Origin of the sequence: Gordonia asplenii, from assembly GCF_012933505.1 — a bacterium.
Classification (GTDB): domain Bacteria; phylum Actinomycetota; class Actinomycetes; order Mycobacteriales; family Mycobacteriaceae; genus Gordonia; species Gordonia asplenii.
The window spans coordinates 84,915-109,803 of record NZ_JABBNB010000016.1 but is presented as its reverse complement, the minus strand read 5'-3'; the positions used below and the strand labels follow the sequence as shown (position 1 = coordinate 109,803).

Below are 24,889 nucleotides of genomic sequence, written 5' to 3'. Positions count from 1 at the left end.
GCCCAGGTCAGTGCAACTGTTCCGGTGGCCAATCGGCGTCGACGCCGACGGTCTTCGGTGCCGGGCCGACCGTCTCGTGCAGCCGAGTGAGGCGACGCTTACCCGTAACGCACAACGCGGGCGTCAACCCGCGTGCGCCGACGATGATCGGCGCGATGCCGATCCGCATCAGCGACGTCGCGAGGCGCGGATGTGTGTCGGGTGCATGCGGGTCGAGGTTGAGCAGATAACGCCCACCTTCGCTGTGCCCGCCCGCGACCACCCAGAGTCGTACGGCACGTGCCGTCGGCACCCAGCCGGGCGGAACGGTTTTGACGGCGCCACGCGACCAACTGCGGTGCAGAGCGGTCAATCGCGGGGTCGGCAGCGTACGAGCGACCAGCGAACCCTCCTCGGAGATCACCGTCTCCGCCTCCAGCCCGGCCGCGGTCAGTTCGGCGACGATCTCGTCGGCCCGCCACCGGTCGGCGACGACCACCGACACTCTGGTACCGAGGGCCGTGTGCACGGATTGCCCATTGCCCGCGAGCAATCCGGCGACGTCGACGAGTCTCGGCTCGTCGGTGTCAGCGGAGAACAGCGCGATCTGGGACATGCGCTCTAGTTTAGGACGACGGTCAGATCGCAGTGCGACGCCGTATGGCTGCGGATAGACAGAAGCCACCCCCAGCCGGTTCGGCCGGGGGTGGCTTCCGCAAGCTCGATGTACGAGCGGTGCGTTCTAGACGGCGCGCACGCCGGTGGCCTGCGGGCCCTTGGTGCCCTGCCCGACCTCGAACTCCACTCGCTGATTCTCTTCGAGAGTGCGGAAACCGGATCCCTGGATCTCGGAGTAGTGGACAAACACGTCGTCCGAGCCCTCATCCGGTGCGATGAAGCCGAAGCCCTTTTCCGCGTTGAACCACTTCACAGTTCCCTGTGCCATTACTGCAATCCTTTACAACTCACCAACAGAGGCAACACGATGGTCTCGTGCCGTTGGCCGGTTCCGACCGCCATACATCAAAGAGCCTGGACAGACCAAACTAACCTCAGTACCACGTCCGCAACATCGATTCCCCTCAGAGCCCGCATCCCAGCGAGACTGATCAGAAGCTGCGACCGGTGACAGTCAACCACGTTCAGCGACTTCACAACAGCCATCAGATGCAGATTGCGTGAAATCCCAACGTTGTTCAGCGAGTTGAAACCAAACAGTTATCTTTCGGGTCGACTTTAACCTTGATTTCTCAACCGCGCCGACGCGGTTGGAGCGAACCACCCGTCGGAGGTGTCACTGGTCGCGGATAGCATGGCCCACACCGACTCACGTCGACGACGCCCCGTGCTCCGACCCACCCGAGAGGCCATGCCCACCGACGACTACGGTACCGAACTGCTTACCCGCACCCTTGCCGGAACTCCCGCCGACGCCTCCCCGCTGCGCCACAGTGTGGTACTTCCCGCGCGAGTCGCCAGACATCGCGACTGGCCCGAGTGGGTTCCGGCGTCGATCGTGAAGGCGTATGCCGCGCAAGGAATTTCCGAGCCGTGGGAGCATCAGATCCGCGCGGCGAGCCTCGCCCACGATGGCCACAACGTTGCGATTTCGACCGGCACCGCGTCTGGAAAGTCGTTGGCGTACCAGGTACCGATCCTCACCGAATTCGTGCGTGATCCGCTCGCCTGCGCGCTGTACCTGTCTCCGACGAAAGCCCTCGGCGCCGATCAACTTCGTTCACTGGCAACTCTTCTCGCGGGCCGCGATGAGTTTTCCCATTTGCAACCGTGCGCTTACGACGGTGACACAGAGCCCGATATTCGGCAGTGGGCCCGAGCGCATTCCCGATGGATCTTCACCAACCCCGACATGTGTCATATCGGCATATTGTCGACGCACGGCAAGTGGCAGCATTTCTTTCGCCATCTGCGCTTCGTCGTCGTCGACGAATCACATCACTATCGCGGTGTTTTCGGCTCACACACTGCATTGGTGCTGCGTCGGGTACTTCGCATCGCGCGGGCACTGGGCGCCGATCCGGTGGTCATCGCGGCGAGCGCCACCAATGCCGATCCGGCCGGGTCGTTGACCAGGCTGATCGGCGCCCCCGCAGTAGCCGTCACCGAGGATTCCTCACCGCACGGCGCACGGACGGTCGCACTGTGGGAACCCGACTTCGTCCCCGAGATCACCGGAGAGAACGGCGCTCCGGTTCGACGATCCGCCGGCGCCGACGCCGCGCGCCTGCTGGCTGATTTCGTCGTCGAAGGCGCGCGCACACTGTGTTTCGTGCGCAGTCGGCGCGGCGTCGAGATCACCGCACGCACCGCGCGCAGTCTTCTGGCGGAATCCGCGCCCGACCTCGTCGACCGGATCGGCACCTATCGCGCGGGCTACCTGGCCGACGACCGGCGCCGCCTCGAACGCGCCATCGCCGACGGCGAATTGCTCGGCGTCGCAACGACGAACGCCCTCGAACTCGGCGTCGACATCAGCGGCCTCGACGCGGTGATCGTGGCCGGCTATCCGGGCACCGTCGCGTCGTTCTGGCAGCAGGCCGGCCGCGCGGGACGGCGGGGCGAGTCATCGGCGGTGGTTCTCGTGGCACGCGACGATCCGCTCGACACCTACCTCGTCCATCACCCCGAGGCATTGCTCGACAAGCCGATCGAGGCGATCGTCATCGACCCGTCGAATCCGTATGTGCTCGACGCCCAACTACTGTGCGCGGCAGCCGAATTGCCGCTCAAGCCGAGCGACGTCGAACTCTTCGACGCCGAGGCCGCGGTCGAACGGCTCACCTCCACGGGACTTCTCAAGAAGCGCCCCGCGGGATGGTATGCGGCGGCGGGGCTCGACCCGCACGCCGACGTCGACATCCGCGGCGGCGTCGGCGGGCAGGTGCTGATCGTCGATGCGACGAGCTCACAGCTGCTCGGCACCGTCGACGCCGGTCGGGCGATGTCATCGGTGCACGCGGGCGCGGTCCACATCCATCAGGGGGTGAGCTACGTCGTCGACGAATTGGATCTCGAGGAGGGGCTCGCGCTGCTACATCCACAAGAGCCGGACTGGACGACGTCGGCGCGTGAGATCACCGACGTCTCGGTCACGAAAACCATTGAGTCCCAGATATTCTCCGGCCTCACCCTGGCGTTGGTCGAGGTCGACGTGACGCACCGGGTCGTCGGCTATCTGCGCAAGCTGCTGACCGGCGAGGTGATCGACTCCGTGCCGCTCGACATGCCCGAGCAGCGTTTGCACACGCGCGCGGTGATGTACACCGTCACACCGGACGCACTCGAATCGGTGGGGTGCAGCGTCGGGCGGTTCCCCGGTGCGCTGCACGCCGCCGAGCACGCGGCGATCGGCATGCTGGGACTCGTCGCAACCTGCGACCGGTGGGATATCGGCGGCCTGTCCACCGATGGCCACCCCGACACCGGACTGCCGACCGTGTTCGTCTACGACGGGTATCCGGGTGGTGCCGGTTTCGCCGACCGCGGCTATGAGGCTTTCGCACAATGGATTTCGGCGACGAAACAGGCCGTAGCGTCGTGCCGCTGCGAACTCGGCTGCCCGTCGTGCGTGCAATCGCCCAAGTGCGGCAACGGAAATGAACCGCTCGACAAGGACGGCGCGATCAAGGTCCTGACCTTGCTGGGGCGGCTGACTGCGTCGGGCACTACCTCCCCGACCTCAGACGACTGAGGTGACGCGCTGGGAAACCTACAGATCGAACACGCGAACGGCATTGCCGGACAGGAACAATTCGGTGGTCTCCCGGTCGAGATTCAGCTCGTCGAGCCGTTCCAGACTGTGTTGGGGTGTCATCATCGGCCAGTTCGTTCCGAACATCACCCTGGTACGTCCCCGTCCGCGCATGAAATCGACGAACTGTGCGGGTAACCGGTGAACGGCGTAGGCGGAGGTGTCGAGATAGAAGTTGGGATATTTGCGGGCCAGCGAAACGACCTCGTCAATCCACGGATATCCGACATGCCCGCCGACGACAACCAGGTCGGGAAAGTCCAGTAGCACCTCGTCGAGATACGGGATCGGTCGGCCCGGCTCAGACGGACACAGCGGGCCGGTGTGCCCGACCTGCGTACACAGCGGGACGCCGAGCTCCACGCAGGCCACGTAGATCGGATAGAACCGACGATCGTTGGGCGGCAGGTTCCACAACCAGGGAACGATCCGAACGCCCACGAATCCCAATTCTCTCACGCAGCGTCGAACCTCCGCCACCGCGGCCACCGGGTTGGTGATGTCGACGGCGGCCAATCCGCGATAGCCGTCGGGCAGCTGAGTCAACGCCTCAGCGACCTCGTCGTTGGAGATCAAGGAGCCTCGCGGCCCTTCCCACGCCGACAAGAGCGCCCTGCCCACGCCGCCCGCCGCCATGACGTCGGCGGTCAACTCGATGGGAAACTCCGCGGTCTCGATATCTTGGCGTGTCCACCGAGCCAGCGTCGACAGAAATGGCTGTTCGATGAGCCGTCGTGTCGGGTATTGGGCCCAAACATCCACAATTTCCATTCCACATCCTCACTTCGTATACGAAGTCAGGATGACGCGACCGGTCCGAGCTTGTCAAGATCATTGGTATGACAACCGCCGACCCCCGGGTGTACTTTCTGCTCCAGCGTGCCGCACACCGGCTCAAGACCGCGGCCGACCGCATCAGCATCGGCGCCGCGTCGGTCACGACCACCCAGGTCGCGGTGCTGATGGTCGTCGATCAAAGCCCCGGATGCACTCAGCGTCATGTCGCCACGACGCTCGACCAGGGAGAACCCGCGATGGCGACTATGGTGTCACGGCTCCAGGCGCAGGGACTGCTCGACAAGACACCGCACCCCCGTGAACATCGCGCAGCCAGTTTGGAGCTGACCGATGCCGGGCGCACCACGCTGCACGCCGCGGGTTCAGAACTGGTCGATTTCAACACGCGGATCCGCGACGTCCTGGGTCCCGATCTCGCAGCCGTGTCGAACGGTCTCACGCGACTGTTGGAAACCGACCTCGCGAACAAGCCCGGGCCGAGCGGGGAACCGGCAGAGGCCGAGCGACTGCCAGCGGATTGAGCCGGGCCGAAGGCCCTGGTGGTTGGCCGGGCCGAAGGCCTTGGTGGTTGGCCGGGCCGAAGGCCTTGGTGGTTGGCCGGGCCAAAGTCCGCCGATTGTCGAGTTGATCGAAGGACCGCCTGTTGGTTGAGTCCGGGCCGAAGCCCCCGCTGGTGGAGCATTAGCCGGGCCACACCAGTGCTGTTGAGCAGAAAGCGGCTCACCCCGCTCAGGCAACAGCTGGATCACTCACTCAGATCTGAATCCGCTGACGCATGGTCTTGCCGGTTGCGTTGCGCGGCAACGGTGTCGTGGTGATGCGCCACCGGGCAGGCACTTTGAAGTACGCGAGGCGGTCGGTGAGGAACTCGGCCAGTTCTGCTTCGGTCACCGCGTCTTCGAAATCGACGACGACGATCGCCGCGACCGACTGCCCGAGGTCGTCGTCGGGGACTCCGACGACGGCCGACTCGTGAACCGCGGGATGCTCGTCGAGCGCCTGTTCGATCTCGACCGGGTAGATGTTCTCGCCGCCGCGCAGGATGAGGTCGGAGCGGCGGCCGGTCAGGCGCACTCGCCCGTCGTCGATCTGTCCGTAGTCGCCGGTACGCAGCCAGCGGTCGTCGGTGATGGCGGCGCGGGTAGCGGCGTCGTCGTTCCAGTAGCCGAGCATCACGTATGGGCTCCGCACGCAGATCTCGCCCTCGGCTCCGTCGGGGAGCTTCTCCCCCAACGGATCTCGGATCTCCACGGCGACGCCGACGATCGGTCGGCCGAGGGTTCCCGGAGCGGCGGCGAGGTCGAGCGGTGACGCGACGGCAACCGCCGTACCGCATTCGGTGAGACCGTAACTGTCGACGAGCGAGTACTGCGCAAACGGCAGCCGGTCACGCAACCGTTGTTGGAATGCGATCGACGACGGCGCCGACGCCAGCGCGAACGCCGTCATCGACGATGTGTCGAAGCGGTCGACCCCGTCGAAGTCCATGAGCCGCTGCGCCATCGTCGGGACGGCGCCCCAGCTGGTGACCTTCTCCTGCTCAATGAGCGACAGCGCCCGCTCGGGATCGAAGCCGCCCTGGTACATGATCACCGCGCTGCCGGTCGCGAGGCGCGGGATGACGAGGTTATGCAGGCTCGCGATGTGGAACAGCGGAGAGGTCAACAGGTACCGAAGGTCCGACGGCCCGTCGGCCGCCTGCCCGCGCAACGCGGCCGACAGTGCGTCGTTGAAACGGTGATAGTCGATGACCGCCAACACATTTCGCTGCGAATGCACGGCACCTTTGGGGCGGCCGCTGGTGCCGCTGGTGTAGAGGATGACCGCGGGGTCTTCTTCGCCCACGTCGACTCTCGGCAGCGGTGATCCGGCGAACTCGGTGAGCAGGTCCGGCAGGTCGGTCTCGATGACGATGACGGGGACGTCGGTGCCTAGGTCGGCCAGGACGGCATTCCGTTTGGCGTCGGCGATGACGACCTCGGGCGTCGTGTGGCCGAGTCCGTAGGCGACTTCGCGCGGCGCCCACCATGAGTTGTAGCCGACCGCGATCGCGCCGAGCGCTTGGATCGCCCAGAAGGAGATGACCCATTCGATGCTGTTCGCCGCGAGGATTCCGACACGATCGCCCTTGGCGACCCCGTATCGGTCGCGCAGCGCTGTCGCGAGGGCGGCGGCAGCGTCGGCGTGTTCGACGTAGGAGATCCGGCGGTCCGCGGTGACGACATAGTCGCGGTCACCGAAGGCACGGGAACGGTCGAGGACGTCGCCGAGAGCCTTGTCGCGGTTGGCCATCACCGGCATCCGCACCCCGAGTACGTCCTCGACCACCTGCTCGAACGGTCCACCCGGGCCGAGTAGCCCACCCATCACCTGCCCGATGTATTGCTGCGGGTCTACGGTTTGTGCGTTCTCGTCAGTCATCGTCGAGTCCTTGTTCGTCGCGCAGCGGGGCACACTTCGGTGCACGGCATCCATCCCGCAGAGGCTGATTCGTGATCCAGCTCATAGTGACGTTTCACTGACATACTGTCAAGTGAGTTGGTCTACGTCGAGTGAACAACGGTGCGACTTGTGGAATCGTCGCCGGTGAGTGAGGCTGGACGCGTGACCGAAGCCCGTACGACGCCTCGCCGACGCGGTTCGCTGCGCGAGGAACAGAAGCGCGCGACGCGTGCCCGGCTGATCGAAGCGGCGCGCGCTCACTTCTGTGAGCACGGGTACGCCGCAGTCACGATCGACGACGTCGCGGCCGACGTCGGATGCAGCCGTGCGACCTTCTACCTGCACTTTCCGAGCAAGCTCGCGATCTTGCAGGCCGTCAGCGAAGACGACGTGCAGTCGGCGACGGAGTTCTATGACGGCCTCGACAAGGTGCTGGCCACCGGCTCGCGCGATGTGTTCGCGGCGTGGGTCACCGACGCCATAGCGTGGTTCACCGAGCACAAGGACATGTTGGCGGCCTGGAACGAAGCGACCGCTCTGGAACCAGACTTCACCGCGACCGCGCGCGAGGGAATCACCGCTCTACCGGATGCGATGCCGCGGTATCTCAGCAGACAGGCGCCTGAGCAACGCGCCGAAGCAAGGCTGCGCGTCGAACTCTTTGTGGCCCAACTGGAACGGTTCTTCGCGCGGTGGGCACTGCAAGGCACGATCGAGGTAGCAGAATCGGTCGCGGTAGACGTGTTGACCGATATCTGGTTTCCGGCGCTGACGACGAACTGATCAACGGAGTCGGAATAGCCAGTCATTCGAACTCCAATTGTGCGGGAGCCGGGAAGTTGCGAAACCCTCGGCTTCCGCACATTCCCGTGCACAGCGTGAGCCACACTGCAATTCGCTGAAATACTAGAGCGCTACCCGTCCACCGGTCCCGCCCGAGCCGTCGCGGTCGCCGCACGAATCCCCCAGTGCCCCAGGTCGATGCCGACCGCGACAGTCACGGTCACGTCGTCGTCGACGACGTGGCAGCCGGTCACTTCGGCGCGGACCTGTTGCCTCTGCGCCAACACATCGACCCGGGCACACGCGTCGTCACCGGAAAGGTGCGCGATAGCTCCCGCGAGGGCAGCCAGGTCTGCCGTGGATTGGGCACGGTGACGGGCGACGATCGCGGCCCCGACGTAGAGCATCAGCACGACGATCACCACCAACACACCGATAACCCAGGCGGCCAATACCGTTGCCGCGCCCCGCTCGTCACGGAACAGGCTGCGCACCGTCGGTCCTCCCCGCCACTTCGGTCGACTCGTCGGGTTCGCGAGCGGCGACGGCGCGGGCCCAAATGTCGACTCCGGGCAGCAGCGCCACTCGGGTCGCGACGGTGACCTCGATGAAATCACCTGCGGCGTCGACAGTGATCGACGCCCCACTCGGCGCGACTCGCGTACCGACGGTCTTCGCGTTCGCATCGCCCGCGGCCGTCAGCCGCGCCGTCTCCCGCGCGGCGTCGACGCACCGCACTTGAGCCGAAACGGCCGACACCGCAACGATTCCCAGCACGAGCACGACGATGATCGCCGCGATGCCATACGCTGCCTCGACCGTGGACATACCGTCGTCGGCGTCCCGCAACCGTCGAAGACCGGCGACGCGCCGAACCAACCGGGACACGGTCTACCCCACCGACGTCGACAACGCCTTGGAGATGATGCCGGTCAACGCACTGACGATATTGTCGCCGGTGACGACCGTGTACAGCAGCGCGCCGAACGCGGCGGCCGCAATGGTGCCAATGGCGTATTCGGCAGTCGACATACCGTCGTCGTCGGTGACAAGCCTGCGCCACAACGAATTTCGAAACATGATGGAGCCCTCCCCCAGGGTTCGCCGATCGAACCCGCCTCTCTTAGACGCAGCGGATCGGGATTCGGTTCCATCGAATTTGCGCGCGTGCGACCCAGATCTTTCGGCTGTCGCCCGTCGACCGCGCTTCGGAGATGCGGCCGGAGAAGACGGTGCGGTGACCGAGGCTCGTCTACTTCGACTCGCAAGCTCGTTCAGCACGGCGCTCGGACCTCCTCAACCAGCGAAGGGGGTCCACCATCGGGTGGATCCCAGGCTCGGGGAGCGGGGTGGCCGCCCCGCAGCGCGGGGCTGATTGATGCCGACTGGTTGAGCCGGGCTCGACGCGCCGTGCCGGGCGAGCGCAGCGAGTCGCAGTAACGCGCCCGCGTCGACACCAGGGTGAGACGAGTTACCAACTGCCGCTATGTGTTTGGCGCGCTGACAGTGTCGGCTTGCGTGGTTTCGACACGGGCCTTCGCTAACGCTCCGGCCCGGCTCAACCAGCGGGGTTGACGGCCATCGCTAACTCCGGCCCGGCTCAACCAGCTGAGTGGACGGCCATCGCTCACGCTCCGGCCCGGCTCAACCAGCCGACTAGACGGCAGGCGTCGTCGCCAGCAAACCCGTTCCCGCGTGGCAGTTCACGTACTCGAAGTGCTGGTCCTGCGCCTGCACCACCATTACTTCGTGGGTCAGGCGCAGGCGCGCGGCGGGCCCCAGCGACGACAGGTAGCGCATCGCCTCACCGAAGATCGCCTTGTGCGTCGGGTGGTCTTTGGCCCAGGAGTCCAGGTCGGTCAGACTGCGCCACCAACTCAGACCGAAGCTCTGATCGGTGTCGTTGCCGGACGTATCCAGTACTCGCACATAACGATTCGAGTAGCAGCCGATCGACTCGCCGTCGTCGCGGAGGAATTCCATCCCGGCTCGCAGGACCGGCTCGACGTCGCCGAGGTACATCTGCCGCTCGTCGCCGTCGGTCTCCGACCAATCCTGACCCGAGCGGATCAGGCAGAGATTCTGTCGTCCCGGAACGATCCGTCGCCCCGAATCCTGCTGCACAGCAGCAGTTTCCGGCGTTGGTTCGAGCCGGTCGGTCTGTGCCCGGGCGAGTCGGTCGCGGGCGCTGCCCCAGTAGCCGTGCTCGAGGATGTCACCACTGAGCCCGTCGGCGAGAAGGGCGACGCCCTGCACACGATCCGACGAATACAACGTCTCGACGCGGTCGAGCGACGGCGCGATCGCTTCGATGAAGTAGCCGGCCGCGCCGTCGACGCGGGCATCGGACAGCCACGACTTGCGCAGCTGTTCCAACGCCTCGCGGTAGGCATCGGCGTCATCCCAGTAGGCGACGGTCGCGACGGTCCGAAAGCCGGCTTCGTCGACGTAGCCGACTTCGTCGAATCGCTTTGCCCCGCAATGATTTACGAGCGAATCGAGCAGCTCGGCGCGGGCGGTCGCGACTTCGGCCGGCACCGTCTGGGAGTCGGGGAACTGGGCGCCGAGGATCATCATGCCGATCCGGTCCACCGTCGGGGCGAAGCGCGCCACGTACGACGGGTACGGCGGCTGCCACCCCTCCCGCAGCGCACTCGGCGTCGACCGGGGACACCTCAGGTGTTCGGCGATCGCCGATTCCATTGCTAAACCACCTCAGCGACAAGAGAATCAGCGTCGACGGCGGGCTCTCGCGGGACGAAGACGTCGAGGGTGCGCGGCGTCGGTGCCCGGTTGACGACGAGTTGCAGGACGTCGGGCCGCGAGTAGTGCCCGACGGGGTCGGCGACGGATTTGGCGATGGCGATCATGGTGGGGTCGAGGTCGGCGAAGAGAATGCCTTCCTCGGTTGGTTCGAGGGGTTGAGCCAGCGTCGACCCTTCAGGTCCGTAGATGCGCGCGTGGCCGCCGCCCGGTTGCAGCAGTTGACGTTTCACGTCGGTGTCGCAGAACTTCTCGATCGCGGCGGCGCCGACGACGCCGCACGGTGCGACGACGAAGGTCTGGCCCTCGACGGCGTACATCAGGCTGGCCGCGGTGTTGACCTCGGCGCTGAGTGCCTGTGCCGCACCGACATACACCGAGAAGCTCGGCCACGCACCGATGTGGATCTCTTCGTTCTGCGCATACATCGCGTACTTGGTGAGCGGCTGCAGATGCTCCCAGCAGTTGAGTCCGCCGACGTTGCCCAGCGGCGTCGAGTGCACCTGCAGGTCGCTGCCGTCGCCTTCGCCGAAGACCGCGCGCTCTACGTGGGTGGGCTTGAGCTTGCGGCGCACCGACGTCAACTCGCCGTCGGCGGCGATGAACGCCTGTGCCATGTAGAGGCTGCCTGCGTCGCGCTCACTGAAGCCGAGCACCACTTGAATCGAATGTTGTTTCGCCGCAGCGCAGATGGCAGCGAGGTGCTCACCGTCACGGGTCATCGACGTCGCGGCGTAGACCGGGACGTAGGCCATCCCGGCGGCCGGCGAGTCGAGCCAGATCCACCACGGGTAGCCGGGCACGAAGGTCTCCGGGAACGCGACCAGCTGCGCGCCGCCGGCCGCGGCCTGCCCGATGAGGTCGATGACCTTGGCGACAGATCCGTCGAGGTCGAACCAGACCGGCTCGGCCTGCACCGCGGCTACGCGAACGATGTCTTTCATGATTCCTCCAGTGGGGCTTGGATTCGCTTGTGTCCCAAGAATGGAGGCTTTCGCGGCGGCGGACGTGACCGTGCGTGTCAAGGTGACTGACCGAGCGTGCCAAGTCCGCAGGCACGAATGGTCAGCGGGCGCGGTACTCGCCGGGCGTCATCCCGAGTGAGGTACGGAACGCCCGATGGAAGCCCGATTCGCTCTCGTAGCCGCACGCGGCGGCGATGAGTCCGAGTGGTCGGTCGCCCCCGACGTCGAGCATGGTGCGGGCCCGGTCGATGCGCATGGTCCGAAGACGTTCGGCGAAACCCTCACCGGCGAGTGCCCGATAGAGCGTGCGGCGCGATACGTTGCAGCGCCGGGCTATCGTGTCGGCGTCGAGGCGCGGATCGGCGAGGTGTGCCGTCATCAGCTCGAGGGCCCGTGCGCGCACCGACTCGATCGTCGGGGTCACGGTACGTTCGGCGACGTCGGCGAAGCTCGCCGCGGCCGACAGGAGCCCGATGACATGCCCGCCGAGCGCCTTGGTGGCGTCGGGCGAGCTCTGCGACTCCTCCATGACAGCGGTGAGGAACTTGGCCACGACGGCGCCGGGGGTTCCGTGACCGAGTCTGCGGGCGGTGATGCGCGCGGTGTCGTCGGCGTCGAAGGCGATCTTGGGCACCTGAATGACGAGTTGACGAAACGACGTCGGGAATTCCAGGCCGTATGGGCGGGTGCTGTCGTAGAACGCCATCTCACCGGCGTGCAGCAGCGCGCTGCGACCGTCCTGTTCGACGACGCCGGTGCCCGACAACTGCACCGACGCGAGCAGGAACTCATCGTTGGCACCGGAGATGAAGCGTTTGGTGCGGCGGACATGCTGGCCGGCGGCGACGACGTCGGAGAGTTCGACGTCGCCGACCTGGGTGCTGGTGATCCGGCCGAAGAAGTCGTCGACGCCGGCCGGTGCGGCGCTCAATCGGACGAAGGTGTCGCAGATCATGTCGCACCAGTAGCCCACGGCGTCGTCGGCGGCCACCGACTCGGTGCTGAGTGTCACGGCGTTCATGGCGTGCACACCGCCTCCAATTACTGTCCAAACGGTCGGTATCTCATGGTAGGCGAGATATCGGAGGTGCACACGGCGAACGACTCGCAGCCGGTTCGGCAGACCCGTTACCACTCCTACCGTCCGAGCGCTCGGTCCCTCCCAGGCCACCTTGCAACGACCACAAAACCCCAGCTCACGACCCCCGTACTCGCGCGTATGGATTCGATTCGCAACAATCTATCCGGCCGCTCCCTGCGGTCAGGTACGACTTCCCGAAGAGATCAGGAGCGGATGTTGTTCAGCCGCATCGCAATTGTGAACCGAGGCGAGGCCGCCATGCGCCTCATCCATGCCGTCCGTGGCTTGTCTGCGGAGACGGGCGAATCGATCGAGGTGATCGCACTACACACCGACGTCGACGAGCACGCGACCTTTGTCCGCGAAGCCGACGTCGCCTACGACCTCGGGCCGGCCGCCGCCCGCCCCTACCTCAACCTGGAGATCCTGGAGCGCGCGCTGCTGGAGACCGGCGCGCAGGCCGCCTGGGTCGGTTGGGGCTTCGTCGCCGAGGACCCGGCGTTCGCCGAATTGTGTGACCGTATCGGCGTCACCTTCGTCGGGCCGTCGGCCGAGGCGATGCGCAAGCTGGGCGACAAGATCGGCGCGAAACTACTGGCCGAAGAAGTCGGCGTGCCGGTCGCCGGGTGGAGCCGCGGCGCGGTCGACACCGTCGACGACGCGATCGCCGCTGCCGCCGAGATCGGCTACCCGCTGATGCTCAAAGCGACCGCGGGCGGAGGTGGGCGCGGTATCCGCGTCGTCACCAACGACGTCGACCTGCGCGAAGCATACGAGTTGACCCGAAATGAGGCGGCCCGCGCCTTCGGCAGCGGTGTCGTGTTCCTGGAGCGCCTGGTCACCGGCGCCCGCCACGTCGAGGTGCAGGTCATCGCCGACGGGCAGGGCACCGCGTGGGCCCTCGGCGTGCGCGACTGTTCGGTGCAGCGCCGCAACCAGAAGGTCATCGAGGAGTCTGCGTCGCCGGTGCTCGCTCCCGAGCAGGTCGCCGAGCTGAAGGCCTCCGCCGAGCGCCTCGCCGTCGCCGTCGACTACCGCGGAGCCGCGACTGTCGAATTCCTCTACCATCCCGGCGAGAAGCTTTTCGCATTCCTGGAGGTCAACACCCGACTTCAGGTGGAGCATCCGATCACCGAGATCACCACCGGCTTCGATCTGGTCCGCGCCCAGCTGCACGTCGCATCCGGCGGAAAGCTCGTCGGTGAGATACCCGTCGAGCGCGGCCACGCCATCGAGGCACGCCTCAACGCCGAAGACCCCGACCGCGACTTCGCCCCGGCCCCCGGCCGCATCGCCCGCCTCGACCTCCCCGCGGGCCCCGGCCTGCGCGTGGACACCGGCGTCAGCGAGGGCGATTCGATCCCCGCCGACTTCGACTCGATGATCGCCAAGATCATCGCCTACGGCCGCAACCGCGACGAGGCGCTCGGGCGCCTGCGCAGCGCGATGGCCGAAACCCGCGTCGTCATCGAAGGTGGCGCGACCAACAAGAGCTTCGTCCTGGAACTGCTCAACCAGCCCGAGGTGATCGACGGCAGCGCCGACACCGGCTGGATCGACCGCGTCCGCGCCGAGGGCCGGCTCGTCGCCCATCAGCATTCCGCCGTCGCGCTGGTCGCCGCGGCGATCGATGCATACGAAGAGGACGAGTCCGTCGAACGGCAACGTCTGCTCTCGACGGCGTCGGGTGGTCGCCCCCAGGTGCAGCATCGCAGCGGCACCCCGCTCGATCTGAAATTGCGCGGCGTCGCCTACCGCGTGCGCGTCGCCCGCGTCGGCGCCAACCGCTTCCGCGTCGGCATCGAATCCGGCGAGCAGACCCGCACCGCCGACGTCGACCTCGAGCGGTTCGACAAGCATGCCGCGCAGATCGTGCTCAACGGCGTGCGCTACCGCCTGGTCACCGATACCCACGGCACCGTGCACCTCGTCGACGTCGACGGTGTCACGCACCGCGTCAGCCGCGACGAAGGCGGCGTCGTGCGCTCGCCCGCGCCGGCTCTCGTCGTCGCGACGCCGCTCGAAGTCGGTGCCGAGGTGGAGGCCGGAGCCCCCGTCCTGGTGCTGGAGAGCATGAAGATGGAGACGGTGCTGCGCGCACCGACCCGCTCACGTCTGAAGGAATGCCTGGTCTCGGTCGGCACGCAGGTCGAGACCGGTGCGCCGTTGCTGCGGCTGGAGCCCGTCGCCGACGACGATGATGAGGCCGCCGACGCCGCGGTCGAGGACGTCGAGATCGACCTCCCGGAGGCGCCCGCCGACGTCGCCGCCGCCGAGCGGGTTGCCCGTGGACAGGAGGATCTGCGCAGCCAGATCCTCGGCTACGACGTCGACCCGCTCGACAGTGCGCGTCTGCTCAACGACTACCTGGCCGCACGCGGCGAGTCGACCGACACCGACACCCGCCTGGCCGGCGAGGTCGAGTTGCTGACCGTGTTCGCCGACCTCGCCGAATTGAGCCAGAACCGACTCTCCGATCAGGTCTCCGCCGAACACGTCCACAGCGCCCGCGAGAACCTGCACACCTATCTGCAGAGCCTCGACGTCGAGCGCGACGGTCTGCCCGAGTCGTTCCACAACCAGCTCTCGACGGCCCTGGCGCACTACGGCATCGACGAGCTGGACCGTACGCCGGAGCTGGAAGCCGCGGTGTTCCGCATCTTCCTCGCGCTGCAGAACACCGATCAGTCGCGTGCGACGATTCAGGCCCTGCTGCGTGAGCTGCTGCGCGAGCCGGCCCCGTCGGGCGAACTGCGTGAGTCGGTCGGCGCGGCCGTCGAGCACCTGGCCGCCGCGGCACAGTTGCGGTTCCCGGCCATCGCCGACCTCTCCCGCGGTCTGCTGTACTTGTGGTTCGGCCAAGCGCTGGTCCAGGACAACCGCTCGCGGGTCTACGGCGACGTCGGCGAACATCTCGCCTACCTCGACGCCAACCCCGACGCCGCCGACCGGGCAGAGCGAATCGCCGAGGTGGTCCGCAGCACCGAGCCGCTGGTCCGGCTCCTCGGGCAACGCATGGTCGACGGCGCCGACAACACCGTCATGCTCGAAGTCCTCACCCGCCGGTACTACGGCAACAAGGGACTGACCGACGTCCGGACCGCCGACGCCGGCGGCACGACCTTCGTCATCGCCGAGCGCGACGGCGCGAGCCTCGTCTCGGCCGCGGTCCGCTTCGACGACCTCGCGGCCACCCTCGACGGACTCGCCGACGTCGTGGGCAATACGTCGTCGGTCGACGCCGACATCTACCTGAGCTGGGAGGATCAGCCCGACGATTTCGACGCCATCGTCGGAGCCCTGCACGATGTGATCGCCGGACGCACCCTGCCGAGGCAGGTGCACCGCATCACCACCACCGTCGCGGGCGCCGACGGCGCGCTGATGCACCACCACTTCACCTTCCGCCCGTCGGCGACCGGAATGGTCGAGGAGCGGTTGATCCGCGGCCTGCACCCGTACATCGCGCAGCGCATGCGGATGGAGCGGCTGCGCAAGTTCGATCTGACCCGTCTGCCGTCGTCGGACGACGAAGAGGTGTACTTGTTCCGCGCGGTGGCCAAGGAGAATCCGGCCGACGACCGACTGATCGCCTTCGCCCAGGTCCGCGATCTGAGTGCGTTGCGCGACAACGACGGCCGCCTGCTGACCATCCCGAGCGCTGAGACGGCGCTGGCGTCATGCGTGGATTCGATCCGCCGCGCCCGCCGCGCCGGTGACCGCGGATCGGCGACCAACCGCATCGTCATCTACGTGTGGCCGCCGTTGGAGGCCAACCACGCCGACCTCGATCGCATCGCCGACTACATCCGCGGCAGCGCGACCGGCGTCGGGCTGGAAGAAGTTCAGGTGATCGCACGGCGTCGCGACCGTGAGACCGGCGAATTGACCAAGGTGTCGGTGCAGTTCACGATCAATCCGACGGGACTGTTCGACGTCGAGGTCACTGAACCGTCGGACGATCCGATCGAGCCGATCGACGCCTACCGGCAGAAGGTGTTGCGGGCGTCGCGCCGCAACAACGTGTACCCGTACGAGCTGGCCGCGCTGCTCGGCGAGTTCGAGGAGTACGACTTCGACGCCGGCGCCGGGAGCGGGCCGAATTCCACCGAACAGACCCTTGTCCCCGTCGACCGGCCTCGGGGCCGCAACTCGGCGGCACTGGTCGTCGGACTGATCACCACACCGACCGACAAGTACCCGGAGGGCGTCAAACGTGTTCTGCTGCTTGGTGATCCGACCAAGTCGCTGGGCGCTCTGGCTGAGCCGGAATGTGCGCGCGTCGTCGCCGCGATCGACCTCGCCGAACGTCTCGGTGTGCCGCTGGAGTGGTACGCGCTGTCGTCGGGCGCGCGCATCTCGATGGACTCGGGCACCGAGAACATGGACTGGATCGCGTTGGCGCTCAAGCGAATCATCGAATTCACTCAGGTGGGCGGCGAGATCAACATCGTCGTCGCGGGTATCAACGTCGGCGGTCAGCCGTACTGGAACGCCGAGGCCACCATGCTGATGCACACCAAGGGCATTCTGGTGATGACGCCGGAGTCGGCGATGGTGCTCACCGGCAAGCAGTCGCTGGACTTCTCCGGCGGCGTGTCGGCCGAGGACAACTTCGGCATCGGCGGCTACGACCGCGTGATGGGCCCCAACGGCCAGGCGCAGTACTGGGCGCCGAACCTCGGAGCGGCACGCGACGTGTTGATGTCGCATTACGACCACACCTATGTGGCACCGGGTGAGTCGACGCCGCGCCGCGCGGTCACCGGCGACCCCGTCGACCGCGACGTCTCCGACTTCCCGCATGAGCTCGCCGACAGCGACTTCACCACCGTCGGGCAGATCTTCTCCGCGGCCAGCAACCCCGACCGCAAGAAGCCGTTCGACATCCGGACCGTCATGCGCGCGCTCGCCGACCAGGATCACCCGATGCGTGAGCGGTGGGCCGGCATGGCCGACGCCGAGACCGCCGTCGTCGCCGACGTTCACCTCGGTGGCATCCCGGTGGCGTTGCTGGGCATCGAGTCGCGGGAGGTGCAGCGTCGCGGCTTCACGCCGACCGACGGCCCCGACACCTACACCGCGGGTACGTTGTTCCCGCAGTCGTCGAAGAAGGCGGCCCGGGCGATCAACGTCGCAAGCGGCAACCGTCCGCTGGTCGTGCTGGCCAACCTGTCCGGCTTCGACGGCTCACCCGAGTCGCTGCGCAAGCTGCAGCTGGAGTACGGCGCCGAGATCGGTCGCGCCATCGTCAACTTCGACGGCCCGATCGTGTTCTGCGTGATCTCGCGCTATCACGGCGGTGCATTCGTGGTGTTCTCCAAGGCGCTCAACCCGAACATGACGGTGCTCGCCATCGACGGCTCGTTCGCGTCGGTGCTCGGCGGCGCTCCCGCCGCAGCGGTCGTGTTCGCTGGTGAGGTGGCCAAACGCACCGACGCCGACGCCCGGGTACAGGAGCTCGACGCACGCGTCGACGCCGCGACCGGAACCGCGCGTTCGACGCTGTCCGCCGAACTCGACGACGTACGACAGTCGGTGCGGGCGGAGAAGATCAGCGAGATCGCGGCGGAGTTCGACTCGGTGCACAGCATCCGCCGCGCCGTCGAGGTGGGCTCGGTCGACGCGGTGATCTCGGCCGCCGAACTGCGCCCGCGCATCATCGCCGCCATCGAGAGCAATCCGGCGTGGGCGGTGAGCGTCGACGCGGTAAACAGCCAGCCCACAGCGTGAGACCGACCACGGACACGGCAGTTCGCGGGTTTTCCTTTAGACTGGCTGTGAAGAATTCGAAATCAGACCACCGCGCCTATGCGAGTGCGGGGAAGGCAGTGAACATGACTCGGGGAACCATCCTCAAGCGGGCAATCGTCACCGGTATCGCCGGACTCGGCATGGCGGGAGCACTCGGACTGGCGGCAGCGCCGGCCAGCGCCGCCCCCACCAAGCCGCCGTCAAAGTCGGACATCGCCAACTCGCCGACCACCGACAACATCCGTCTGGCGCTGGAGAAGGCCAAGCAGGAGAACCCGGGTCTGAGCTCGGTGATCGACCTCGTCCAGTCGGCGATCGCCAAGTAGGCTAGTCGCACCCAAAGCCGCTCCACGGATTCGTGGGGCGGCTTTGTTTGTCGATTGACTCCCCCGGGTCAGAGCCCCGGCCGAGACTCGACGAATGTCGTGATCAGCTCGGCGAACGCATCCGGCACCTCGATCTGGGGCATATGCCCTACCTTGGGGAACAGTCGCGTCTGTGCATCGCGCAACGCCGCTCGTGCCGCGCGCAGGTGCGAGTTCGGAAGAACGCGGTCGGCCTCACCCCAGACAACCAGTGTGGGCAGTCCCACGGCGTCGACGGCGTCCAGGAGCTCGGCCCGCCACTGCGCCTTTATACCCCGCATGGTGGCCAACTCCCGTGCCGTCTCCAGCATCACTGCACCGGTGTCCGGTTGCCTGGACACCGCGATCGCGCGATCGATCCGCGTCCGCGTCACCAGCGCGGGGTCGGCCAGCGACGTACGCTCCATCATCCGAGCAGACGCTCTGGTCACCCGCCGGGTCATCACCTCTCCGAGCCGAGGCACTGTCATGAGTCGCAACGCGAGGGCGACCCGCGTGCCGAAGCCCGCGCTGTCGACGAGCGTGAGACTCGCCGCACGCGGTGGGGCGAGCACGGCGACCTGCATGGCCACCGCGCCACCCAGCGAGTTCCCGGCGAGGTGAACCGGGCGGGACTCCCCGATCTCGTCGAGGACGTCGAGCACCGCCCGGGCGAGCACCGGCAGGGTGGTGGGCTGAGCGGACCGTTCGGAGAATCCGGAACCGGGAAGGTCGATGGCGATGAGTCGAAACTGTGACGAGAGCCGGGGGAATTGTTCGTCCCAATCGTTCAGCGTGCGCCCGATCCCGTGGAGGAGAACCAGCGGCTGCGACCGCGGGTCGCCCGCGAGACGGATACGGGTACGTCGCCCGCGGACGTCGATGTGCAGTGAAGTGTTCACCGGACGACGACCACGTCACTCGCCGCCGGAGCCATCGCTGCCCGACTGGGCAACTCCGCCGCGGTGAACCGCAGGGCGGGGTCGTCGATCGGGTCCTTCCCCAATACGACCCGGTCGCGGTTGTAGCTCTGCGGTGCCGCCCACGGGCCGCTGGTGCCCTGTTTGGGAAACAGGTGCATACCGCGGTTGATGTAGCCGGTGTCCATCTCGATATAGCGCTTGCGAACCATCGACGCGTCGGAGACCACCGGGGTCACGCTCGCGTATCCGTGCTGGTCCAGGTGGTCGAGCAGGCGGCAGAACCATCCGGCCACGAGATCGGCCTTGAGCGTCCAGGCATGGTTGACGTAGCCGACGGTGAAGGCGAAGTTCGGAACATCGCTGACCATCACCGTCTTGTAGACGACGTGGGCGGGCAGATCCACCTCGACGCCGTCCACCGCCAGCCGTATCTTGCCGAAGGGCACCATGTTGAGACCGGTGGCGGTCACGATGATGTCGGCTGGCAACTCCGTGCCGGACTTCAACAACACACCCGTCGGAGTGAAACGCACGATCCGGTCAGTGACCACCGCGGCGCGTCCAGCCGAGATGGCCGCGAACATGTCGCCGTCGGGAACCATGCACATGCGCTGATCCCACGGGTTGTACTCCGGGTTGAAATGGGTGTCGACGTCGTAGCCCTCGGGAAGTGCCGCAGCGTTGATCTTGCGGACCAGCGCACGCATCTGCCGGGGGAACCGCTGGCTGCCCTTGTACAGGGCATTCATCTTGCGGATGTTGAAGGCCCTGGTGATGTTGTGGGCGATCTTGTCGGAGAACAGCTTGCGCAGGGTGTTCACGACCGGGTCCTGCCGTGGGATGGGCAGCACATAGGAGGGCGACCGCTGCAGCATCGTGACGTGGTTCGCCGCTGCCGCAATCGACGGGATGAGCGTCACCGCGGTGGCGCCGCTGCCGATCACCACCACCTTCTTGCCCGCGTAGTCCAGATCCTCCGGCCAATGCTGGGGGTGCACGATCTGCCCGGCGAACTCCTCGGCGCCGGCGAACTCGGGCGCATAACCCCGGTCGTAGTCGTAGTAGCCCGCCGCAGAGAACAGCATCGTGGCGCTCACCTCGACCGATGCGCCGTCGGCGACGCGTTCGAGCGTCACCCGCCAGCGCTGTTCCGCGGTGGAGAAATCGGCCGCCACGACTTTGTGTCCCAGCAGCAGGTGGCGCGCCAGGTCGTTCTCGTCGATCGTCTCCTGCAGGTAGTCGATGATCTCGTGGGCGTCGGCGAGCGCGTTCTCACTGCGCCACGGCTTGAACCCGTATCCGAAGGTCTGCAAATCGGCGTCCGATCGGATACCCGGATACTTGAAGAGATCCCAGGTACCGCCGATATCGTTGCGGGCGTCGACGATGGCGAAGGTCCGCCCGGGCTGGAGATTCTTCAAGTGATATCCCACGTCGATGCCCGACAGTCCGGCTCCGACGACGAGTACGTCGACGTGGTCGAACACGACCTGCGCGTGGTGCGATGTGTTGATGGTCATGCAAACTCCTATTGAGTGTCGACGGGTACCGGTGAGCGGTATCCGCGTGAGGTGTTTTCAGTCCAGGGCGATGAGCTCGACGAGGTCGTCGACGACCGAGAGATCCGGGACGTCGAGGAAGTCGGCTGCCTGATAGGCCGGATCGGGGTAGTCGTAATATCCGGCCCCCGTCGCGACACCGAGCCGACCCCGATCGAGGAAGTGTTCTTTGAGGTAGCCCGCATTGGCGACCATCTGGGCGTCGTCGCCGCGTTCGCCCCAATAGGCGAGAACGTCGTAGGCGGTCTTCATGCCGATGATGTCGAGCATGCCCATCGGACCGAATCTGGCGCCGTTCGCCATGAAGGTGCGGTCGATGTCCTGCGCCGTGGCGATGCCGTTGGTCACCAGGGTCTGTCCGGCGTTGAGCAGTGGGACGACCCAACTGTTGATCACGTAGCCGTTCTGTTCTCCGCCGACGGGGATCGGCACCATTCCGATCTCGATCGCGAACCGCGTGACGTCGGTGAGCGTCTCGCGCGAAGTGCCGGGGTGGGCCATTATCTCGGCGAGGTTCATCGCCCAGATCATGTTCGCGAAGTGCAGAGCACAGTACTTGGCGGGCCGCCCCGTCGCCTCGGCGAAGTCTCGCGGCAGGAACGTCGAACTGTTCGTCGCGACGATCGTGTGCTCCGGCAGCAAGGTGCTGAGCTGGGTGTAGACGGCGGTCTTGGTGTCGGGAACTTCGGGAACCGCTTCGATGACCAGATCCGCATCGGCGACGGCCGCTTGCAGGTCGGTCGAGTAGGTGAGTCTGGTTCGGGTGCCGGCGACGTCGGAGTCGGACACGCCTACCTCGCCCCGATATATCGCCTCGTAGGTGTCGTGAACTGCGCGAACACGCTCGATCGCGTCCGCGGAGATGTCGTAGGCCACGACTGACTTGCCTTTGAATGCGCTGTGCCAGGCGATCTGTCCGCCCAGCACCCCTGCGCCGAGAACTGTGATCCGGTTGAGATTCGGCATGCTCGCACCTGTCCGCTCAGTGTCGTGAGTCGCATCACAATTCGTGACGCTCACTCCACTCTCGCAGCCTCCCTCAGGGCAAAACTTGACACCTCGCGACAGAGAGTTGCCTTCTGACGACAGCAGGGGTGATGCGGATCACTGCGGAGCATCGCCCGCGGGCGCATCGGGTCGCTGTCCGCGCCGACGCCGCAGAAGACTTCGTGGCGGCTCACCGAACCACCGTCGGCAGGCGCGACTGAAGCTGCTCTGCTCCGCATATCCGAGTGCGCGGGAGATCTGCGCGGCAGACATACCCGTCGCCGCAAGCTCCCAGGCCATGGTGCGGCGCAAGCCGTCGAGAATCTCCTCGAAGCCGGTCCCCTCGGCTGCGAGTTCGCGTTGCAGAGTGCGTTCGTGCACCGAGACCGTGTGCGCGACGGCGTTGAGCGTGGCCGGGCCGACCAGCAGCAGCCTGCGCGTGACATCGCGAACATGCTCGGCGAGGGCCACTTCCGGGCGCATCCGACTCAAGTAGTCCTCGGCGAGCCGGAGAGCCGTCGCGTCACGGTCGCCGATCTCCCGGGTGAGATCGCTCGACGCCAGATGGATAGCGTTCTCGCCGCAGCCGAAGTCGACCGCGCAACCGAAAACATCATGGTACGCAGTCATCGGCGCGAACTGCCCATGGGTGAAGGTGACGCGGCGCGGGGTGAAGGTCGGCCCGATCATCACCCGAAAGGCCTGCATCGCCAGGGACTGGCTCTTCTCCACCATCTGTCGTCGATCGAAGTCGTTGCGCAGGATCGTCGAGAACGAGTACACGGCCGACGTGGGCCGCCGCTGGAGATGAGCGGTGTCGGCCGGCGCGAGGTTGCGCAGCAGCCGACACACCGCATCGACGGCGTCGCCGACGGTTTCCGCGTTGCGCAGAATCACCCCGAGCGGACCGAGTGCGGCGATCCCCTGCCTGCTGCCCACTCGAAGGCCGAAGTCCGGACAGTCGAACGAGCGCGCCGCATGCCCGAGGACCGCGGCCGCGTCTTCGTAGCGCACATAGCAGTTGAAATCCTCGATCGCGGGCGGGTCGATCCCATGCGCACGCAGCAGTGTGCCCGAGTCGCCGCCCAACTCGTCGATCAACTCGCCGGCCCGCGAGATGACCGTGGCTCGGATGAGATAGGTCACGATAACGCTAGCGAGTGACCCGGTACCGGCGAGTCACGCTCACGGACCCGACCGTCGACGCGAATCGATCAGCACTTCGACGCTGCGCGCGATCTCGCCGACGACGTCGCCGACCGCGACATCGGGGCCGCTGACTGCCATCACCAGAAACATCCTGGCCTGCACGAGATCGGTGAGCACGGTCGCCTCTTCGCCGCCGGCGACTCCAGTTCGCTGGAAAACGTCAGCCAGGATCTGCGCCGTCTGGGCCACGATCCGCAGCGCCGCCGCATGGTGCTGTTCTTGGGGGTTGCCGAATACCACTTCCTGCAGGTAGGTACGGCCGTTCTCAACCTGGGACCGGTTGCACTCGACGATCGGGCGCAGGACGGCCATGATCGCTCCCACCGGATCGTCGATGTTCGCCGAGTCGGCCTCGCCGGCCTCGAGCGCTCTGGCGTACTTGGAGTTCTGCACCATGAGGAGCAGCTCGCCCTTCGTGCGGGCATACAGAAACAGCGTGCCGGTACCGATGTCGGCGAGGTCGGCGATCTGCTGGGTGGTGACGTCGTTGACGCCGTGGTCGGCGAAGAGCGTCGTCGCCGCTGCCATGATCCGGTCGAACTTCTCCTGCTTGTTGCGTTCGCGTCGACCTACCGTGGGCCGGCTCGATGACTTGGATACAGGCATGGGTCTTCTCGGGATCTCAGACTCTTCGACGACGGTGCACTTCTCTACGACATCGTAGGGTCACTCGGCGAGGAACTCGGCCGCGGCCGGGGCAAACTCCTCGTGGTACTGGAACACACCGCCGTGGCCGGAGTTCGGATAGATGATCAGTTCCGATCCGGCGATGCGACGCTGCAGATCGCGAGAGAGTTCGGTCGGAACCATCCGGTCGTGGTCGCCGTTGGCGATCAGCGTCGGTCCGGTGAATACCGACAGGTTCGACGGCGCCGAGCGACCGTAGGCCTTGATCGCCTTGAGCTGGGTCTGGAACGCCTTGGTGGAGATCGCCTTGTCACGGTCTTCGGTACGCTCGCCCAGGCGTTTCACGAAGTCTTTTCCGGCCTGCTTTCCCACCGCGTCGCGGTTGAAGAACAGGAATTCCTTCGGGTCGGCGCGAGTGAGGGTGGCGCGCAGGATGTCCCAGTAGGTGGTGCCCGCGACCTTGTCGATGTCTTTGCCGCCACGCGGACCGGTACCGGTCAGCACGAGTCTGCGCACCAGTCCGGGATGCTTGACGATCAGGTCCTGAGCGATCATGCCTCCCATCGAGAAGGAGAAGACATCGATCCGGTCGTAGCCGAGAGCGGTGATGAAGGTGTAGGCGTCGTCGGCCGCGGCCTCGAGCGTGTCGGGGAAGGCACCCGAGGAGGCACCGACACCGAGTTGATCGAAGGTGATCACATGCCGATTCGCGGCGATGGCGTCGACGATCCGCGGATCCCAGTTGTCCAGGGTCGCCGCCAGGTGGACGAAGAAGACGACCGGGATGCCGCCCTTGGGGCCCAGTTCGCGGTAGGCGAAGGTCTCGCCGCCCGCGGTGATGCTCGACGCGGGGGCTTGCGCATAAGAGGTGATGGTCATCGGTGCTGTTCTTTCTCGGTGGGT

The 24,889-nt window shown here is 66.3% G+C and carries 21 protein-coding genes; 5 read left to right on the top strand and 16 right to left on the bottom strand.

Annotation, left to right across the window (positions count from 1 at the left end):
- Window positions 1-7: 7 nt before the first annotated feature.
- Together HH308_RS16295 and HH308_RS16290 are read right to left on the bottom strand one after the other, a co-directional pair.
- Window positions 8-595 carry a hypothetical protein gene (locus HH308_RS16295; RefSeq protein ID WP_170195280.1) on the bottom strand — a complete coding sequence of 196 codons (588 nt, stop codon included), beginning with the start codon at window positions 593-595 and terminating at the stop codon, window positions 8-10.
- Window positions 596-721: 126 nt separating this feature from the next.
- A complete protein-coding gene (locus HH308_RS16290; RefSeq protein ID WP_004022110.1) occupies window positions 722-925 on the bottom strand; it encodes a cold-shock protein in 204 nt (67 codons plus the stop codon).
- Between the two features lie 423 nt (window positions 926-1,348).
- On the opposite strand from HH308_RS16290, the gene HH308_RS16285 reads away from it, so the two are divergent.
- Window positions 1,349-3,691, top strand: coding sequence for a DNA 3'-5' helicase SftH (locus HH308_RS16285; protein WP_170195279.1), 2,343 nt, complete (start codon window positions 1,349-1,351; stop codon window positions 3,689-3,691).
- Between the two features lie 18 nt (window positions 3,692-3,709).
- Here HH308_RS16285 and HH308_RS16280 read toward each other — a convergent pair whose 3' ends face one another.
- A complete protein-coding gene (locus HH308_RS16280) occupies window positions 3,710-4,522 on the bottom strand; it encodes an amidohydrolase family protein (protein WP_170195278.1) in 813 nt (270 codons plus the stop codon).
- A gap of 68 nt (window positions 4,523-4,590) precedes the next feature.
- Here HH308_RS16280 and HH308_RS16275 point away from each other — a divergent pair, with 68 nt between their 5' ends.
- Entirely contained in the window at window positions 4,591-5,070 is a 480-nt protein-coding gene (locus HH308_RS16275; protein WP_170195277.1) for a MarR family winged helix-turn-helix transcriptional regulator, read from the top strand.
- A 232-nt stretch (window positions 5,071-5,302) separates the two neighbouring features.
- On the opposite strand, the gene casG is transcribed toward HH308_RS16275, so the two are convergent.
- Window positions 5,303-6,970 carry a steroid-24-oyl-CoA synthetase gene (gene casG, locus HH308_RS16270; protein ID WP_170195276.1) on the bottom strand — a complete coding sequence of 556 codons (1,668 nt, stop codon included), beginning with the start codon at window positions 6,968-6,970 and terminating at the stop codon, window positions 5,303-5,305.
- 183 nt (window positions 6,971-7,153) lie between these two features.
- Between casG and HH308_RS16265 the strand changes: the two genes are divergently transcribed.
- Window positions 7,154-7,774 (top strand): TetR/AcrR family transcriptional regulator, encoded by a 621-nt coding sequence (locus HH308_RS16265; protein ID WP_170195275.1) that lies wholly within the window; start codon window positions 7,154-7,156, stop codon window positions 7,772-7,774.
- A 131-nt stretch (window positions 7,775-7,905) separates the two neighbouring features.
- On the opposite strand, the gene HH308_RS16260 is transcribed toward HH308_RS16265, so the two are convergent.
- From HH308_RS16260 to HH308_RS16235, 6 genes are all read right to left on the bottom strand, one after another.
- Window positions 7,906-8,268: an Rv3654c family TadE-like protein gene (locus HH308_RS16260; RefSeq protein WP_170195274.1), complete on the bottom strand. Its 363-nt coding sequence runs from the start codon at window positions 8,266-8,268 to the stop codon at window positions 7,906-7,908.
- Complete coding sequence (locus HH308_RS16255; protein ID WP_312870636.1) at window positions 8,249-8,662, bottom strand: TadE family type IV pilus minor pilin; 414 nt, start codon at window positions 8,660-8,662, stop codon at window positions 8,249-8,251. Before HH308_RS16255 ends, HH308_RS16260 begins: the two co-directional genes overlap by 20 nt.
- 3 nt (window positions 8,663-8,665) lie before the next feature.
- Complete coding sequence (locus HH308_RS16250) at window positions 8,666-8,854, bottom strand: DUF4244 domain-containing protein (protein WP_170195273.1); 189 nt, start codon at window positions 8,852-8,854, stop codon at window positions 8,666-8,668.
- A gap of 576 nt (window positions 8,855-9,430) precedes the next feature.
- The gene (locus HH308_RS16245) at window positions 9,431-10,477 is read right to left on the bottom strand and encodes a phenylacetaldoxime dehydratase family protein (protein ID WP_170195272.1); all 1,047 of its coding nucleotides are present in this window, start codon (window positions 10,475-10,477) and stop codon (window positions 9,431-9,433) included.
- Between the two features lie 2 nt (window positions 10,478-10,479).
- Entirely contained in the window at window positions 10,480-11,481 is a 1,002-nt protein-coding gene (locus HH308_RS16240) for a carbon-nitrogen hydrolase family protein (protein ID WP_170195271.1), read from the bottom strand.
- A 121-nt stretch (window positions 11,482-11,602) separates the two neighbouring features.
- Complete coding sequence (locus tag HH308_RS16235; RefSeq protein ID WP_170195270.1) at window positions 11,603-12,523, bottom strand: AraC-like ligand-binding domain-containing protein; 921 nt, start codon at window positions 12,521-12,523, stop codon at window positions 11,603-11,605.
- 273 nt (window positions 12,524-12,796) lie between these two features.
- Between HH308_RS16235 and HH308_RS16230 the strand changes: the two genes are divergently transcribed.
- Together HH308_RS16230 and HH308_RS16225 are read left to right on the top strand one after the other, a co-directional pair.
- Window positions 12,797-18,316: an ATP-binding protein gene (locus HH308_RS16230; RefSeq protein ID WP_170195269.1), complete on the top strand. Its 5,520-nt coding sequence runs from the start codon at window positions 12,797-12,799 to the stop codon at window positions 18,314-18,316.
- Between the two features lie 104 nt (window positions 18,317-18,420).
- Complete coding sequence (locus HH308_RS16225; protein ID WP_170195268.1) at window positions 18,421-18,663, top strand: hypothetical protein; 243 nt, start codon at window positions 18,421-18,423, stop codon at window positions 18,661-18,663.
- Between the two features lie 68 nt (window positions 18,664-18,731).
- Here the strand turns inward: HH308_RS16225 and HH308_RS16220 are convergent, their stop codons facing one another.
- The 6 genes from HH308_RS16220 to HH308_RS16195 form a co-directional block, all read right to left on the bottom strand.
- Entirely contained in the window at window positions 18,732-19,583 is an 852-nt protein-coding gene (locus HH308_RS16220; RefSeq protein WP_312870634.1) for an alpha/beta fold hydrolase, read from the bottom strand.
- A complete protein-coding gene (locus HH308_RS16215) occupies window positions 19,580-21,124 on the bottom strand; it encodes a flavin-containing monooxygenase (protein WP_170195267.1) in 1,545 nt (514 codons plus the stop codon). The genes HH308_RS16220 and HH308_RS16215 overlap by 4 nt, the downstream gene beginning before the upstream one ends.
- 57 nt (window positions 21,125-21,181) lie before the next feature.
- Window positions 21,182-22,129 carry a 3-hydroxyacyl-CoA dehydrogenase gene (locus tag HH308_RS16210; RefSeq protein ID WP_170195266.1) on the bottom strand — a complete coding sequence of 316 codons (948 nt, stop codon included), beginning with the start codon at window positions 22,127-22,129 and terminating at the stop codon, window positions 21,182-21,184.
- Between the two features lie 138 nt (window positions 22,130-22,267).
- Complete coding sequence (locus HH308_RS16205; RefSeq protein WP_170195265.1) at window positions 22,268-23,296, bottom strand: AraC family transcriptional regulator; 1,029 nt, start codon at window positions 23,294-23,296, stop codon at window positions 22,268-22,270.
- A gap of 39 nt (window positions 23,297-23,335) precedes the next feature.
- A complete protein-coding gene (locus HH308_RS16200; protein WP_170195264.1) occupies window positions 23,336-23,965 on the bottom strand; it encodes a TetR/AcrR family transcriptional regulator in 630 nt (209 codons plus the stop codon).
- Window positions 23,966-24,025: 60 nt separating this feature from the next.
- The gene (locus tag HH308_RS16195; protein ID WP_170195263.1) at window positions 24,026-24,865 is read right to left on the bottom strand and encodes an alpha/beta fold hydrolase; all 840 of its coding nucleotides are present in this window, start codon (window positions 24,863-24,865) and stop codon (window positions 24,026-24,028) included.
- Between the last annotated feature and the right edge of the window lie 24 nt (window positions 24,866-24,889).

Bases quoted from the DNA above. Each gene is read 5' to 3' on its own strand.
- HH308_RS16285 (WP_170195279.1), top strand. From the start codon at position 1,349: ATGCCCACCGACGACTACGGTACCGAACTGCTTACCCGCACCCTTGCC.
- HH308_RS16275 (WP_170195277.1), top strand. From the start codon at position 4,591: ATGACAACCGCCGACCCCCGGGTGTACTTTCTGCTCCAGCGTGCCGCA.
- HH308_RS16245 (WP_170195272.1), bottom strand. From the start codon at position 10,477: ATGGAATCGGCGATCGCCGAACACCTGAGGTGTCCCCGGTCGACGCCG.
- casG (WP_170195276.1), bottom strand. From the start codon at position 6,970: ATGACTGACGAGAACGCACAAACCGTAGACCCGCAGCAATACATCGGG.
- HH308_RS16200 (WP_170195264.1), bottom strand. From the start codon at position 23,965: ATGCCTGTATCCAAGTCATCGAGCCGGCCCACGGTAGGTCGACGCGAA.
- HH308_RS16210 (WP_170195266.1), bottom strand. From the start codon at position 22,129: ATGCCGAATCTCAACCGGATCACAGTTCTCGGCGCAGGGGTGCTGGGC.
- HH308_RS16295 (WP_170195280.1), bottom strand. From the start codon at position 595: ATGTCCCAGATCGCGCTGTTCTCCGCTGACACCGACGAGCCGAGACTC.
- HH308_RS16235 (WP_170195270.1), bottom strand. From the start codon at position 12,523: ATGAACGCCGTGACACTCAGCACCGAGTCGGTGGCCGCCGACGACGCC.
- HH308_RS16250 (WP_170195273.1), bottom strand. From the start codon at position 8,854: ATGTTTCGAAATTCGTTGTGGCGCAGGCTTGTCACCGACGACGACGGT.
- HH308_RS16290 (WP_004022110.1), bottom strand. From the start codon at position 925: ATGGCACAGGGAACTGTGAAGTGGTTCAACGCGGAAAAGGGCTTCGGC.
- HH308_RS16225 (WP_170195268.1), top strand. From the start codon at position 18,421: ATGACTCGGGGAACCATCCTCAAGCGGGCAATCGTCACCGGTATCGCC.
- HH308_RS16280 (WP_170195278.1), bottom strand. From the start codon at position 4,522: ATGGAAATTGTGGATGTTTGGGCCCAATACCCGACACGACGGCTCATC.
- HH308_RS16240 (WP_170195271.1), bottom strand. From the start codon at position 11,481: ATGAAAGACATCGTTCGCGTAGCCGCGGTGCAGGCCGAGCCGGTCTGG.
- HH308_RS16215 (WP_170195267.1), bottom strand. From the start codon at position 21,124: ATGACCATCAACACATCGCACCACGCGCAGGTCGTGTTCGACCACGTC.
- HH308_RS16195 (WP_170195263.1), bottom strand. From the start codon at position 24,865: ATGACCATCACCTCTTATGCGCAAGCCCCCGCGTCGAGCATCACCGCG.
- HH308_RS16230 (WP_170195269.1), top strand. From the start codon at position 12,797: ATGTTGTTCAGCCGCATCGCAATTGTGAACCGAGGCGAGGCCGCCATG.